Source organism: Pseudomonas sp. Root569 (assembly GCF_001427465.1).
GTDB lineage: Bacteria > Pseudomonadota > Gammaproteobacteria > Pseudomonadales > Pseudomonadaceae > Aquipseudomonas > Aquipseudomonas synxantha.
This window is the reverse complement of sequence record NZ_LMGQ01000027.1, coordinates 82336-95573: the sequence shown is the minus strand read 5'-3', so window position 1 is coordinate 95573 and position 13238 is coordinate 82336. Positions and strand designations below refer to the sequence as shown.

Sequence of the window (13238 nt, the reverse complement as noted above, 5' to 3'; positions counted from 1 at the left end):
TGTTACCTCTTGCGCAATACATATACTCGCCACATGGCGTAGAGCGGTATGAAGTCCAGGGATTCCTGAACACGGAAACCGGCCTGCTCGAATTCTGCCTCGACAGTAGCAGCCGGTAACACAAACCGGTTTTGGTAACCTTCCTGCTCACCTCGTTTGCGACGACGTACTTCGTTGCGCTTGCGCTTCCAGGCCTTGAAATTGCCGTCTACCCACAACGAAATAATCACGCTGTCACGGGTAACCCGCTGAAACTCACGCAGTATTGTCAGCCTGTGCTCAGGTTCACCGATGTGGTGCATCAAGCGCATGCAGAAAATACTGTCGACGGAGTTATCTGGCAAATCGATATCAAAGGCAGATGTCTGCAAAGGGCGTACCCGTTTCACCACATCCGCCGGTTGGGCGGTGGTGGCGATCTTCAACATCGACGCCGAATTGTCAGCCCCGATAATTACACGGTTGGGTTTTTCGGCCAGCAACGGCCAGAAGCGTCCAGCGCCACAAGGCAGATCCAGCACCAGGCCGGGTTCACCGGCCATGGCCAGCGCACCGCGCGCCAGTTGCTCGTCGCGTTTGTGGGACAACCGGCGAGCCAGATTGTCCTGATGTTTGAGCAAATATTGTTGCGCGTGTTGATCGTCGTACTTTTCGGAAAATTCCAACTTGATTGGGGAAGGCATCGCACGTCTCCAGTAACTGATGCCTACAACCTTATGCAGCGAACTGTGATCAACAGGTCAACTCATTGTGAAAATCTTGTCCTGTCCAACTGCATACATTTCAAGACTTTACAGAAACATTCAGTAGCATGGGGCCATCTTCGCTGAAAAGCGGGCAGTCTGCATTAGCAAAACGACAGACTGAACGGTCAGCTTTTGACCTGGCTCAACTCCACATGAAAACGACAGCCATTGGGCTCCATCGTCGTCAAGCTCACGCTCCAGCCCTGGCTCTCGCAGATCCGTTGCACCAGCGACAGGCCGAGCCCCAACCCCTCGCCACGGTTCTCGCTGCCGCGTACAAACGGCTCGAACATCGCTTCGCGTTTTTCTTCGGGAATGCCGACACCGGTGTCCTCCACCACGAAGCCACTGGGCTCCAACGTGAGGCGGATAAACCCGTGCTCGGTGTAGTGCAGGGCGTTGCGCAGCAGGTTGCCCATCACCGCATGTAAGAAGGTGGTGTTGTAGCGGGTGTCCAGAGGGTTGCCTGGTCGGTAGATCAACTCCAGGCCTTTTTTCTCGATAGGCTCGCGCCAGATGCCGAGCAGGTCTTCGGCGACCTGGCTGAGGTTGCCCTGGGGCGCAACGGCAGCATCATCGTGCTTGGCGCGTGCGAGCATCAGGAAGGTCTGCACCAGCTCGCGCATTTCTTCACAAGCACGGGCGATGCGCTCCACCTGGCGGCGGCCACGTTCATCAATGGCCGGGTTTTCCAGCAACAGTTCGCAGGAGCTGGCCAATACCATCAAGGGCGTGCGCAACTCGTGACTCACGTCGCTGGTAAACAGTTGCTCGCGGGACAGCGCCTGGCGCAAGCGGCCCAGGGTGGCGTCGAACGCCACCGCCAGCTCACCCACTTCGTCGGCGGCATAATCCGGGGCCAGAGGCGGTGCCAGGCCCAGCAGTTGGTCACGGTGACGCACCTGGCGAGCCAACCGCACCACCGGCGCCATCACCTTGCGGGCCAGCACCCAACCGAGGAATACCGCCAGTGCCAGGCTGAGCACGAACCCCACCAGCACCACGGCAAACAGCACGCGCTCACGTTCTTCGAAATCGCTTTGGTCTTGCAGCAGCACATAACGTCGCCCGTCGATCACCTCGACCATGGCGTGGTACGACAGCGACTCGCGAAATACTTCGTGGAAGCCCGGGTCCAGATGCCGAAGATCCTTGGGCAGCTCGAAATCGCCTTGCCCGCCGCTGAAGTAAAACAACTGGTCCGGCTCCGGCCGATGTCGCCAGTCTTCCATGCTGTCCATCAACAGAAGGCGTTGCAGGTCACCGCCCAGGCCCGCCGAGATCAACTTCTCTTCCACCAGGTGCACCGTCGCAACGATGCCCATGGCGAACGCACCCGCCACCAACGCACTCATCAAGGCAAAAGCGATGATGATCCGCTGGGCAAGGCTTTGCTTAAACTCCATCACGACCCTCGGCCAAGCGGTAACCCACGCCGTGCACCGTTTGCAGCAACGGCTTGGCGAATGGCTTATCGATCACCTGGCGCAATTGGTGAACGTGGCTGCGCAGGCTGTCGCTGTCCGGGCAATCATCGCCCCATAACGCCTCTTCGAGTATTTCCCGGCGCAGTACGTGCGGGCTCTTCTGCATCAACACCGCCAGCAGTTTCAGGCCAACGGGGTTGAGCTTGAGCAGGCGCCCTTCGCGGGTGACTTCCAAGGTATCGAGGTCGTAGTTCAGGTCACCCACCTGCAGGGCGCGGCGCCCGCCACCCTGGGCACGACGCAGCACCGCCTCGATACGCGCGGCCAGTTCCGACAAGGCGAATGGCTTGAGTAAGTAATCATCGGCGCCAGACTTGAAGCCCTGCAGGCGGTCATCCAACTGGTCACGGGCGGTGAGCATGATCACCGGCGTATCGCGGCGCGCGTCTTCGCGCAGACGTTTGCAGAGGGTGTAGCCATCGATTCCGGGCAGCATGATATCGAGCACGATCAAGTCGTAATGCTCGGTGGCCGCCAGATGCAGGCCCGACAAGCCATCCTGTGCACAGTCCACTGTGTAACCTTTGAGCCCCAGATAATCGGCCAGGTTGGCGAGGATATCGCGGTTGTCTTCAACCAATAGAATTCGCATGGGCAGTGTCTCCGTACGCAGTAACAGCCGTGTTGGCTCGCGCAGCTTAAGGCCAAGCGGGGTTCAGGGATAGACCTGCAAAGGCCCTTGATATAGGTTTTCAACCGATATTTGAATTGAACGAGATTTTCACTATAACTTCACAGACTTGCTACAGCCGCGCGGGGAAAATCGTCGCACATTTAAGTGAAGAAAAAATGTGGGCGCCTGAGATCAAGATCAAACACGACTCGCTGCGCATCGCAGATACGCTGGCGGCGCTTGTGCTTTTCTGTAGGAGCGAGCTTGCTCGCGAAAAACCTGAGAACGCCCCGTTCTTTCTGGTTTCCCGCGTCATCGTTAACGACCTTCGCGGGCAAGCCCGCTCCCACAGGGGTACGCGCATGCTTCAACGATCAGGTCGGCTATACGGCCGCCTCGCTGTGTTTTTGATCTTAGGCAAGAGCGTTTGGTTACTTTGCCGCTTTTGCAAAGTGACCCGCCGTCAGGGCGGAACCCTAAGTAGCCGTTACCTGAATAACGGATATGTACTCGATCAAACTCCAACATCCTGGCGGGCTACCAGGCCGCCATCGGGAGCAAGCCCCTTCCTACATTTTTGAACCAGTACACCCGCATTATCACTGACCAGGCCGATACAACAAAAAACCCCGCCTGCATCACTGCAGGCGGGGTTTTTCAGTGCCGGGTGAGGCTGGCTTACATCATACCGCCCATGCCACCCATGCCACCCATGTCTGGCATGCCGCCGCCAGCTGCGCCTTCAGCCTTCGGCTTTTCAGCGATGGCAGCTTCGGTGGTCAGGATCAGGCCACCGATGGACGCTGCCGCTTGCAGCGCGGAACGAGTCACCTTGGTAGGGTCCAGGATGCCCATTTCGATCATGTCGCCGTAGATACCAGTCGCAGCGTTGTAACCGTAGTTACCCTTGCCGTTCTTGACTTCGTTGACCACAACGCTTGGCTCGTCACCGGAGTTGGCAGCGATCTGGCGCAGCGGTGCTTCAACGGCACGACGCAGTACCGCGATACCGACGTTCTGGTCAGCGTTGTCGCCGGTCAGGTTAGTCAGGGCTTCCAGGGCACGGATCAGCGCAACGCCACCGCCAGGTACCACGCCTTCTTCAACGGCTGCACGGGTTGCGTGCAGGGCGTCTTCAACGCGGGCTTTCTTCTCTTTCATTTCGACTTCGGAGCCAGCGCCAACCTTGATCACTGCAACGCCGCCGGACAGCTTGGCCAGGCGCTCTTGCAGTTTTTCACGGTCGTAGTCCGAGGAGGTTTCAGCAACCTGTGCACGGATCTGGGCGATACGGGACTCAATGTCGCCTTCAACGCCAGCACCGTCAACGATGATGGTGTTTTCCTTGGAGATGGTTACGCGCTTGGCGCTACCCAGGTTTTCCAGGGTGGCGCTTTCCAGGCTCAGGCCGATCTCTTCGGAGATAACGGTACCGCCGGTCAATACAGCGATGTCCTGCAGCATGGCCTTGCGACGATCGCCGAAGCCTGGAGCCTTGACGGCCGCGACTTTAACGATGCCACGCATGTTGTTCACGACCAGGGTCGCCAGGGCTTCGCCTTCAACGTCTTCGGAAACGATCAGCAGTGGGCGACCGGCTTTGGCAACGGCTTCCAGCACTGGCAGCATTTCGCGGATGTTGGAGATCTTCTTGTCAACCAGCAGGATCAGCGGGTTGTCCAGTTCGGCAACCATGGTCTCAGGCTTGTTGACGAAGTACGGGGACAGGTAGCCACGGTCGAACTGCATGCCTTCTACAACCGACAGTTCGTTTTCCAGGCCCGAGCCTTCTTCAACGGTGATCACGCCTTCTTTACCGACTTTTTCCATCGCCTGGGCAATGATGTCGCCGATGGAGCTGTCGGAGTTGGCAGAGATGGTACCTACCTGAGCGATGGCCTTGGTGTCGGCGCATGGCTTGGACAGGTTCTTCAGCTCAGCCACGATGGCGATGGTCGCCTTGTCGATGCCGCGCTTGAGGTCCATCGGGTTCATGCCGGCAGCGACGGCCTTGTAGCCTTCGTTGACGATCGCCTGGGCCAGGACGGTAGCGGTGGTGGTGCCGTCGCCTGCGTCATCGTTGGCACGGGAGGCAACGTCTTTGACCAGCTGCGCACCCATGTTTTCGAAACGGTCTTCCAGTTCGATCTCTTTGGCTACGGAAACGCCGTCCTTGGTGATGGTCGGAGCGCCGAAGCTCTTCTCGATGATCACGTTACGACCTTTCGGGCCGAGGGTCGCTTTTACTGCATCAGCCAGGACGTTGACACCGGTGAGCATTTTTTTGCGGGCGGAATCGCCGAATTTAACTTCTTTAGCAGCCATGATCGATATTCCTTAAATACTTTGTAGTAACGGGAAAATGAGCGAGGAAATCAGTCTTCCAGAACGGCGAGAATTTCGTTCTCAGCCATTACCAGCAGGTCTTCGCCGTCTACTTTCACAGTGTTGCTGCCGGAGTAAGGGCCGAAAACAACCTTGTCACCCACCTTCACGGCCAGTGCGCGTACATCACCGTTCTCCAGGGTCTTGCCTGGGCCTGCAGCGACGATCACACCGTGGTTGGCTTTTTCAGCAGCCGAACCTGGCAGAACGATCCCGCCAGCGGTTTTCTTTTCTTCTTCGCTGCGACGGATTACGACGCGGTCGTGCAGAGGACGAAGCTTCATTGTCGATCTCTCCTAATTGTGTTTTTCATCGGCCGGTATCAATTCCGGCGGGTTAAATTCCGGCGGTGCCGGTCGCGACTCGCTGGGCGAATCGCGGAAGTCTGTCTAGTGTCACCACCAGAAACCTTGCGGTGACCGTTACATAAGGGCGGCTGTGGTTATTACAAGGGGGCAAGGATGAAATTTTTTGTGTCGGCGGCGGGGTGAATGCAACACGGCACCCGAGGGTGCCGTGCCAGTGAAGCGCTTATTTGCTGTCGCGATGTTCGAATTCGCCTTCGATCACATCGCCTTCGCGTCCCAGGGGCTGGCGCGGAGCCGGACCGCCGCGGGGTTGCAGGTCGTCGGCGAAGGCGCGTTGGCGAATCGCGGCTTCTTCGGCGCGCTGGCGCATTTTGCCCGCCAGCAGCTTGCGCGTGAACGGCAGCAGCAGGACCAGGCCGACCACATCGCTGACAAAGCCCGGCAGGATCAACAAGCCACCTGCCAGCGCCATCATCAAGCCCTCCAGCATGGTCTGGGCGGGTAACTCGCCGCGGTTCAGGCTTTCACGGGCACGCAGCGCCGTGGCCAGGCCGGCGACGCGCAGCACGAGGACGCCGAGCATCGAGCCGGCGATGATCAACAGCAATGCCGGGAAAAACCCGATCGCACCGCTGACTTGAACGAATACGAACAGCTCCAACACCGGGAACAGCAGAAAGAGCAATAAAAAAGGGCGCATCAAATGGTTCCTCAACGCAAGAATGCCTTGCCAGTCCACCTTAGATGACGTCGCCATTTCGTGAATTCAAGCATTGGCGGCGGTTATTTTCGGCCAGGCCTCGGCGTGAGCCAATGAAACCAAGGCTTCGCGCACTTGTGTCGGCGTGTTGCAAGGCGTTGCGAAGGGCAACCAATGCAGGGACTGGCCGATACGCAGGTGCATGCCTTCGCTGTCGATGCCAGCCAATTGCGCAGGCTCGGACGTGGGCAACCCGCTGAGCCCGACGTAATGGGCGATGGCCTTGGTGTGATCGCTGTTCATGTGCTCGATCATGCTGCATTCGGCCTTGCCGGCAAACGGGTTGGCCAAGGTCAACTGATCGACCCAATGAATCGCGCCAAACCCGCCGATATACCGGTGGCGCACCGGCTTGAGCACCCAGAAATCGAAATCGTGGGCCTTGTGGTAGTTGGCCGAATCGGGGAAATAGCGGTAATAGCGCTCGGCAGCGGCTTCAATCACTGTCTGGTCTTCAAGTTTTTCGGCTTCGGCCAGGTAGGTCAGGCGCCCCACGGCCTGCACATCATCGGCCCCGCGCTCACCTACCAGCAGCGAGCACTTGGGATCTTTTTGCAGGTTGTGGGTGTGCTGGGCGATGCGGCTGATCAGGATCAGCGGGCGGCCCTGCTCGTCAAGGCAATAGGGCACGACCGAGCCAAAGGGAAACCCGGGCATGGCCTTGGACAGTGTGGAGAGAGCCCCACGGTATTCCTTGAGCAACAGCTCTCGGGCGTTCTTGGCAACGTGCACGCTCAACGTATGACTCCTCGGTGTTCCGCCGTCCATGGCATATGGGAATGGATCTCAACACAAGGTAATCAATATCCGCGCAGGTTGCCAGGGTGGCCGACGCAGGTTTTACCAGGCCACACCAAAGCCTGCGGTGTAGCGGGTCTTGCTCAAGCTGCTGTCGGAGTTGCCGCTGACCTCGTTGCGCTCGGCCTTCAAGTTGAGCGAGGCCCATTCGGTGACCTTGTAGCGCAGGCCCATCTCGGCATCCAGGGAATACTCGGCCGGTCCGGCCAGGGGCTTGCCCAATTCACCGTTGGTGAAGAACTCGACGGTCTTGCCCACCAGGTAGCGGTTGTAGTTCCACTTCATGGCCAGGGAATAGAAGTTGTCCTTGCCGCCGTCGGCATATTCATAATCGGTGCGGTTGACCAGCGAACCCAGGGAGAAGGCGCCCAGCTCATCGTCCCAGAACTGATAGCCCGGGCCGGTACCGACAACGCGCTGGCGAGCCAGGTCTTCGACCTTGTCGCGCTTGTAGGTCAAGCGGCCCTGCCAGAACCAGTGCTCGGTGATGAAGCGGTCCAGGCTGTATTCCAGCGCCCAGTTGTCGGTGGTGGTGACGTCATCCTGGAACTCGCGGTTGTATTCACCCTTGCCCGTATGACGCCACTGGCCGTGACGGGCCGACGTCTTGAAGTCGACGTCGTAATCGTTGGTGTCTTTGTCTGCACGCTTGTAGTCCAGCGCCAGGTCGACGTTGCCCTTCCACACCAGGTCTTCGATCACTGGCTTGGGCTTCATGATCTGCTGGATACTTGCCAGCTCCACGGTCTTGGGTGCCTCGCCGTTGGCCAGCACCACCTTGCCGTCATCCGAGGCGTGCAAGGACTTGGCCTTTTCGCCGCTGTAGGCGTCCTGCTTGACCAGCAGTTCCTGGTCGCTTTCCAGGGTCTTGACCTGCTTCCAGTCCACCGGGATGGAGCCAGCGTAGGTGGTCTGGATCAGCAATTTGCCGCCATCGAAGACTTTGATCTTGCCGGTCAGGCGATCACCGTTTTTCAACCACACGGTATCGGCGAGCAAGGGCGTGGAAGCACTGAAAACAGCAAGGCACAACAGGGTTCTGGACAACATAAGCAGATACGGGGCTCAGGGGTGGCGAAAATAAGGGGCGTTATAGTGTTACATGGCTAGAACTGACTCAAGGATTTATATTGAGTTCAATTCTCATCGCCATGTTTACAGACGTTTCTGACAAAACAACGACGATCTCAACGGATATCCCCACACAGTGAATCTACCTGCCGATACGCCGCAAAGCCCCGCCGACATGCGTCGTACCGCCTTGTACCTGACGCTGGCGCAAGTGCCGGAAGGCTGCGTGGTGAGCTACGGCGAGCTGGCCCGACTGGCCGGCCTGGGCCGCGCCGCCCGCTGGGTCGGGCGCACCCTGAGCCAGTTGCCCGAGGACACGCGATTGCCCTGGCATCGGGTGCTGGGTGCCGGCGGTCGGATAAGCCTGCCGGTGGGCAGTGCTTCGGGTGACGAACAACGTGCGCGTTTGCGTAGCGAAGGCGTCACTATCTTGAACAATCGCGTTGATATTCAGCGTCATGGCTGGCGCCCGGTAGAGCACAGCGGTTAGAGTGCGCGCTTTGTTTCCGCAAATCTGAGGCAGACTCCAGCCCATGCCCCGTAAAACCTGGCGCGCCGCGCTCGCCGCCTATGCCAGCCCCTCGACGTTAGTGCTGTTGTTGCTCGGTTTCGCCGCCGGCATGCCTTACATGTTGGTGTTCTCGACGCTTTCCGTGTGGCTGCGTGAAGCCGGTGTGGCCCGCGAGACCATCGGTTATGCGAGCCTGATCGGTCTGGCCTACGCCTTCAAATGGGTCTGGTCGCCGCTGCTCGACCAATGGCGCCTGCCGTTACTCGGTAAATTGGGGCGTCGTCGTTCCTGGCTGGTGCTGGCCCAGTCGCTGGTGATCCTCGGATTGATCGGCATGGGCTTCTGCGATCCGCAAAAACACTTGTCCTGGTTGATCGCCATTGCGGTGGTGGTCGCGTTCGCGTCGGCCACCCAAGACATTGCCGTGGATGCCTATCGCCTGGAAATTGCCGACGACAGCCGCCAGGCCGCCCTGGCCGCAAGCTATATGTCCGGTTATCGCATTGCCGCACTGCTGGCCACGGCCGGCGCACTGTTCTTTGCCGAAGGCTTCGGCTCCACCGGCTTCAACTATAAACACTCGGCCTGGACCGGCACCTATGTGCTGTTCGGCGTGTTGATGGTTCCGGCCCTGCTGACCACCCTGTTGATGCGTGAGCCCGATGTGCCCCTGCGCACCCAGTTGCAGGCCGGGCGCTACAGCTTCGTGCACCAACTGGTGTCGGTGTTCGTGTTGATCGTGCTGCTGGTGTCGGTGCCGGCGATGTTCACCCAGCTGTACAACACTGACTTCGCCAGCGTGCTGTTCCAGGGTGTGAGCCTATGGGAGTTGCTGATGGAAGACCGCGCATTCCTGCGCGCCATCCTCTATATCACGCTCACTTCGCTGTGCCTGTCGGCCATGGGGCGCCGGGGCCTGGCGCCGGTGCTGACGCCGGTCAACGACTTCATCCTGCGTTATCGCTGGCAGGCACTGTTGCTGCTCGGGCTGATTGCCACCTATCGCATGTCCGACACGGTGATGGGCGTGATGGCCAACGTGTTCTACATCGACCAGGGCTTTACCAAGGACCAGATCGCCGGGGTGAGCAAAATCTTCGGCCTGATCATGACCCTGGTCGGCGCCGGCATGGGCGGCCTATTGATTGTGCGGTTCGGTATCCTGCCGATCCTGTTCATCGGCGGCGTGGCCTCGGCCGGCACCAACCTGTTGTTCGTGATGCTCGCCGACATGGGCCCCGACCTGCAGATGCTGATCGTCACCATTTCCCTGGATAACTTCAGCTCGGGCCTGGCCACGTCGGCGTTTGTCGCCTACCTGTCGAGCCTGACCAACCTCAAGTTCTCCGCCACCCAGTACGCGTTGCTCAGCTCGATCATGCTGTTGCTGCCACGCCTGATCGGCGGGTATTCGGGGGTGATGGTGGAGAAGTTCGGTTACCACAACTTCTTCATGATCACCTGCCTGCTGGGCCTGCCGACGCTGTTCCTGATTGCGTTGCACTGGTTCCAGGAAAATAGGCGTGCACGGTTGAACCCCTCTGAAGAAACGGATCCCTTGTAGGAGCGAGCTTGCTCGCGAAGAACTCACAGACACCGCGTTCTCCCCGGTTTCCCACGTCATCGTTGACGATCTTCGCGAGCAAGCTCGCTCCTACATAGCTCATGCCTGTACGCGAGCAGCAAGCGCCCGTACAATCCCAAGTCATTTCAAGTCCAAGCAACCGACAACGGCCTACCATGCGTACCAGTCAATATTTGCTCGCCACACAGAAAGAAACGCCTTCCGACGCGGTAGTGATCAGCCACCAGCTGATGCTGCGCGCCGGCATGATCCGCAAACTGGCCTCCGGCCTGTACACCTGGTTGCCCATGGGCTTGAAGGTGATGCGCAAGGTCGAAGCCATCGTTCGTGAAGAAATGAACGCCGCCGGCTCTCTGGAAGTGTTGATGCCGAGCACCCAACCGGCTGAGTTGTGGCAGGAATCCGGGCGCTGGGAAGAGTACGGCCCTGAGTTGCTGCGCTTCAAGGACCGTCATGGCCGCGATTTCTGCGCCGGCCCGACCCATGAAGAAGTCATCACCGACCTGATGCGCAACGAGTTGAGCAGCTATAAGCAGTTGCCACTGAACCTGTATCAGATCCAGACCAAGTTCCGTGATGAAATCCGCCCACGCTTCGGCCTGATGCGTGGCCGCGAGTTCATCATGAAGGATGCTTATTCCTTCCACGCCGACCTCGCGTCGCTGCAGGTCACCTACGACCGCATGCACCAGGCCTATTGCAACGTGTTCACGCGCCTGGGCCTGAAATTCCGCCCGGTTGAAGCGGACAACGGCTCCATCGGCGGTGCCGGCTCCCACGAATTCCACGTGCTGGCCGAATCCGGCGAAGACGATATCGTGTTCAGCAACGGCTCCGACTACGCGGCCAACATCGAGAAAGCCGAAGCCGTGCCACGGGAAACTTCCCGCCCCGCACCGACCGAGGAACTGCGCCTGGTCGATACCCCTGACACCAAGACCATCGCGGCCCTGGTGGAAAAATTCAATCTGCCGATTGAAAAGACCATCAAGACCTTGATCGTGCACGCCGAAGAAGAAGGCAAGCTGATCGCCCTGGTCATACGTGGCGACCACGAGCTCAACGAAATCAAGGCGGCCAACCAGCCTGGCGTCGCCAGCCCGCTGGTCATGGCCTCCGACGCCGAACTGCGTGACGCCATCGGCGCCGGTGCCGGTTCCCTGGGCCCGCTGAACCTGCCGCTGCCGATCATCATCGACCGTTCGGTAGAGCTGATGAGCGACTTCGGCATCGGCGCGAACATCGACGACAAGCACTACTTCGGCGTGAACTGGGAGCGCGACCTGCCGGTGCCGACCGTGGCCGACCTGCGTAACGTTGTCGCTGGCGACCCAAGCCCGGATGGCAAGGGCACCCTGGAAATCAAGCGCGGCATCGAAGTCGGGCATATCTTCCAGCTGGGCAACAAGTACAGCAAGGCGATGAAGTGCGAAGTGCTGGGCGAGAACGGCAAGCCGATCACCCTGGAAATGGGTTGCTACGGCATCGGCGTTTCTCGTGTGGTAGCCGCTGCCATCGAACAGAATAACGACGAAAAAGGCATTATCTGGAGTGACGCCCTCGCACCGTTCCAGGTGGCCCTGGTGCCACTGCGCTACGAAACCGAGCAGGTACGCGAAGCCACCGACAAACTGTATGCCGAACTGACGGCCGCCGGTTTTGAAGTGCTGCTGGATGACCGGGACAAGAAGACCAGCCCGGGTATCAAGTTTGCCGACATGGAACTGATTGGCATCCCGCACCGGATCGTGGTCAGTGACCGCGGCCTGGCCGATGGCAACCTGGAATACAAGAGCCGGACCGAAGCCGAAGCCCAACCGTTGCCGGTGGCTGACGTGCTGTCTTTCCTCCAGGCGCGCATTCGTCGCTGAAAACCAGACCAAGAGACGTCATGTTCAAGCCACACACCAGAGCCCTGGGGGGCGCCGCCTTGTGCGGCGCCCTGCTGGTCAGCGGCTGCGCCAATCAGATGTCGCAACGCAGCGAGCACGAGGAGCGGATCGAGCGCAAGTTGCTCGACCACAGCCTGCAGATCGATGTCGGCGAACCCAAAGTGCTGGAGCTGCCGCAACGCCGGGTTCGCATCCATGAGCAGAAGACCTTCGAGGTCACCGAATTCGAAGTCACCCGTCGTTACGACCGCTACACGCCCTACCAGCCCTGGCGCAAACTCTATGAGATGCCGCTGGGCGCCGTGGCGTTGGTGGCTGGCGTGGGCGCCAACGTGGCGAATATCTTCGCCCTCGGCAACTTGCCCACCAGCGTGACCCGTGACTGGTTGAGCTACGGCGTGGACGGCATCAACCCGTTCATGAACGTGCAATCCCACGGCCGTGCGCAACAGAACCTGGCAGCCATCGATGAAGTCCAGCGTGACAAGCGCCTGGAGTACTCGAGCCTGCCCTGGAGCGAACGCCCGGTACAGGTCACCGCCGGCAAGCAGACCCATGAGCTGACCACCGACCGCAACGGCATACTGCGCCTGAACCTGTTGGACAGCCCCTTCGCCGAGCAGGACCTGAACCGCGTCACCACCTTGAAGATCAGCGTCGAAGACGGCCAGGATGACGTGCATACGGACTCGACCCTGGCGGTCAGCAACAGCCTGCGCGGCAAATTGCTGGAAGCCCATGGGCTGATCTACGACGACCTGGAAGATGACGAGGTGAACCAGTGGGTACACCGGGTCAAGCGCCTGTCGGAACTGGGCCTGGAAGAAGAGGCCAGCGAACTGGAACAAAGCCTGATTGAACTGACCCGCAATGATCCGGAGTTGCAGCAGGAGTTTGTGCAGGCACTGACCAAGGATGCGGGGCGCTTGGTGGCAGACCCTGGCGCACGCTGATCCCAGGCTTTTTTTGTAGGAGCGAGCTTGCTCGCGAAAAACGTCAACGATAACGCGTGTTTCCTGGAAGAACGCGGTGCCTATGAGTTTTTCGCGAGCAAGCTCGCTCCTACAGAGAGCACCCGGTTT

The 13238-nt window shown here is 59.4% G+C and carries 12 protein-coding genes; 4 read left to right on the top strand and 8 right to left on the bottom strand.

From position 1 onward, the window contains the following. Positions 1–2: 2 nt before the first annotated feature. The 8 genes from ASD70_RS23960 to ASD70_RS23920 form a co-directional block, all read right to left on the bottom strand. Positions 3–683: a class I SAM-dependent methyltransferase gene (locus tag ASD70_RS23960; RefSeq protein WP_043051096.1), complete on the bottom strand. Its 681-nt coding sequence runs from the start codon at positions 681–683 to the stop codon at positions 3–5. A 188-nt stretch (positions 684–871) separates the two neighbouring features. Continuing rightward, positions 872–2152 carry a sensor histidine kinase gene (locus ASD70_RS23955; protein WP_046069383.1) on the bottom strand — a complete coding sequence of 427 codons (1281 nt, stop codon included), beginning with the start codon at positions 2150–2152 and terminating at the stop codon, positions 872–874. Next, positions 2142–2825 (bottom strand): two-component system response regulator ColR, encoded by a 684-nt coding sequence (colR, locus tag ASD70_RS23950; RefSeq protein ID WP_003208587.1) that lies wholly within the window; start codon positions 2823–2825, stop codon positions 2142–2144. Before colR ends, ASD70_RS23955 begins: the two co-directional genes overlap by 11 nt. Before the next feature lie 699 nt (positions 2826–3524). Next, positions 3525–5171, bottom strand: a complete 1647-nt coding sequence (gene groL / locus ASD70_RS23940) for a chaperonin GroEL (protein WP_056847591.1) — start codon at positions 5169–5171, stop codon at positions 3525–3527. Between the two features lie 50 nt (positions 5172–5221). Further along, positions 5222–5515, bottom strand: coding sequence for a co-chaperone GroES (locus ASD70_RS23935; RefSeq protein WP_003193940.1), 294 nt, complete (start codon positions 5513–5515; stop codon positions 5222–5224). A 247-nt stretch (positions 5516–5762) separates the two neighbouring features. After that, positions 5763–6239, bottom strand: a complete 477-nt coding sequence (locus ASD70_RS23930) for an FxsA family protein (RefSeq protein WP_043051599.1) — start codon at positions 6237–6239, stop codon at positions 5763–5765. A gap of 66 nt (positions 6240–6305) precedes the next feature. Then, complete coding sequence (locus ASD70_RS23925; protein ID WP_056847590.1) at positions 6306–7037, bottom strand: HugZ family pyridoxamine 5'-phosphate oxidase; 732 nt, start codon at positions 7035–7037, stop codon at positions 6306–6308. A 102-nt stretch (positions 7038–7139) separates the two neighbouring features. Continuing rightward, positions 7140–8147 (bottom strand): DUF481 domain-containing protein, encoded by a 1008-nt coding sequence (locus ASD70_RS23920; RefSeq protein ID WP_056847589.1) that lies wholly within the window; start codon positions 8145–8147, stop codon positions 7140–7142. A gap of 196 nt (positions 8148–8343) precedes the next feature. On the opposite strand from ASD70_RS23920, the gene ASD70_RS23915 reads away from it, so the two are divergent. From ASD70_RS23915 to ASD70_RS23900, 4 genes are all read left to right on the top strand, one after another. Further along, positions 8344–8658, top strand: a complete 315-nt coding sequence (locus tag ASD70_RS23915; RefSeq protein ID WP_043051602.1) for an MGMT family protein — start codon at positions 8344–8346, stop codon at positions 8656–8658. A 43-nt stretch (positions 8659–8701) separates the two neighbouring features. Next, complete coding sequence (locus ASD70_RS23910; protein WP_043051603.1) at positions 8702–10243, top strand: AmpG family muropeptide MFS transporter; 1542 nt, start codon at positions 8702–8704, stop codon at positions 10241–10243. A gap of 176 nt (positions 10244–10419) precedes the next feature. Further along, positions 10420–12135, top strand: a complete 1716-nt coding sequence (locus tag ASD70_RS23905; RefSeq protein WP_056847588.1) for a proline--tRNA ligase — start codon at positions 10420–10422, stop codon at positions 12133–12135. Positions 12136–12155: 20 nt separating this feature from the next. Then, positions 12156–13109: a lipoprotein gene (locus ASD70_RS23900; RefSeq protein WP_046069392.1), complete on the top strand. Its 954-nt coding sequence runs from the start codon at positions 12156–12158 to the stop codon at positions 13107–13109. The last annotated feature ends 129 nt before the right edge of the window (positions 13110–13238 follow it).

What these genes read in the sequence shown, in the direction of transcription:
- ASD70_RS23960 (WP_043051096.1), bottom strand. Translation starts at nt 683, where the DNA reads ATGCCTTCCCCAATCAAGTTGGAATTTTCCGAAAAGTACGACGATCAA.
- ASD70_RS23955 (WP_046069383.1), bottom strand. Translation starts at nt 2,152, where the DNA reads ATGGAGTTTAAGCAAAGCCTTGCCCAGCGGATCATCATCGCTTTTGCC.
- colR (WP_003208587.1), bottom strand. Translation starts at nt 2,825, where the DNA reads ATGCGAATTCTATTGGTTGAAGACAACCGCGATATCCTCGCCAACCTG.
- groL (WP_056847591.1), bottom strand. Translation starts at nt 5,171, where the DNA reads ATGGCTGCTAAAGAAGTTAAATTCGGCGATTCCGCCCGCAAAAAAATG.
- ASD70_RS23935 (WP_003193940.1), bottom strand. Translation starts at nt 5,515, where the DNA reads ATGAAGCTTCGTCCTCTGCACGACCGCGTCGTAATCCGTCGCAGCGAA.
- ASD70_RS23930 (WP_043051599.1), bottom strand. Translation starts at nt 6,239, where the DNA reads ATGCGCCCTTTTTTATTGCTCTTTCTGCTGTTCCCGGTGTTGGAGCTG.
- ASD70_RS23920 (WP_056847589.1), bottom strand. Translation starts at nt 8,147, where the DNA reads ATGTTGTCCAGAACCCTGTTGTGCCTTGCTGTTTTCAGTGCTTCCACG.
- ASD70_RS23915 (WP_043051602.1), top strand. Translation starts at nt 8,344, where the DNA reads ATGCGTCGTACCGCCTTGTACCTGACGCTGGCGCAAGTGCCGGAAGGC.
- ASD70_RS23910 (WP_043051603.1), top strand. Translation starts at nt 8,702, where the DNA reads ATGCCCCGTAAAACCTGGCGCGCCGCGCTCGCCGCCTATGCCAGCCCC.
- ASD70_RS23905 (WP_056847588.1), top strand. Translation starts at nt 10,420, where the DNA reads ATGCGTACCAGTCAATATTTGCTCGCCACACAGAAAGAAACGCCTTCC.
- ASD70_RS23900 (WP_046069392.1), top strand. Translation starts at nt 12,156, where the DNA reads ATGTTCAAGCCACACACCAGAGCCCTGGGGGGCGCCGCCTTGTGCGGC.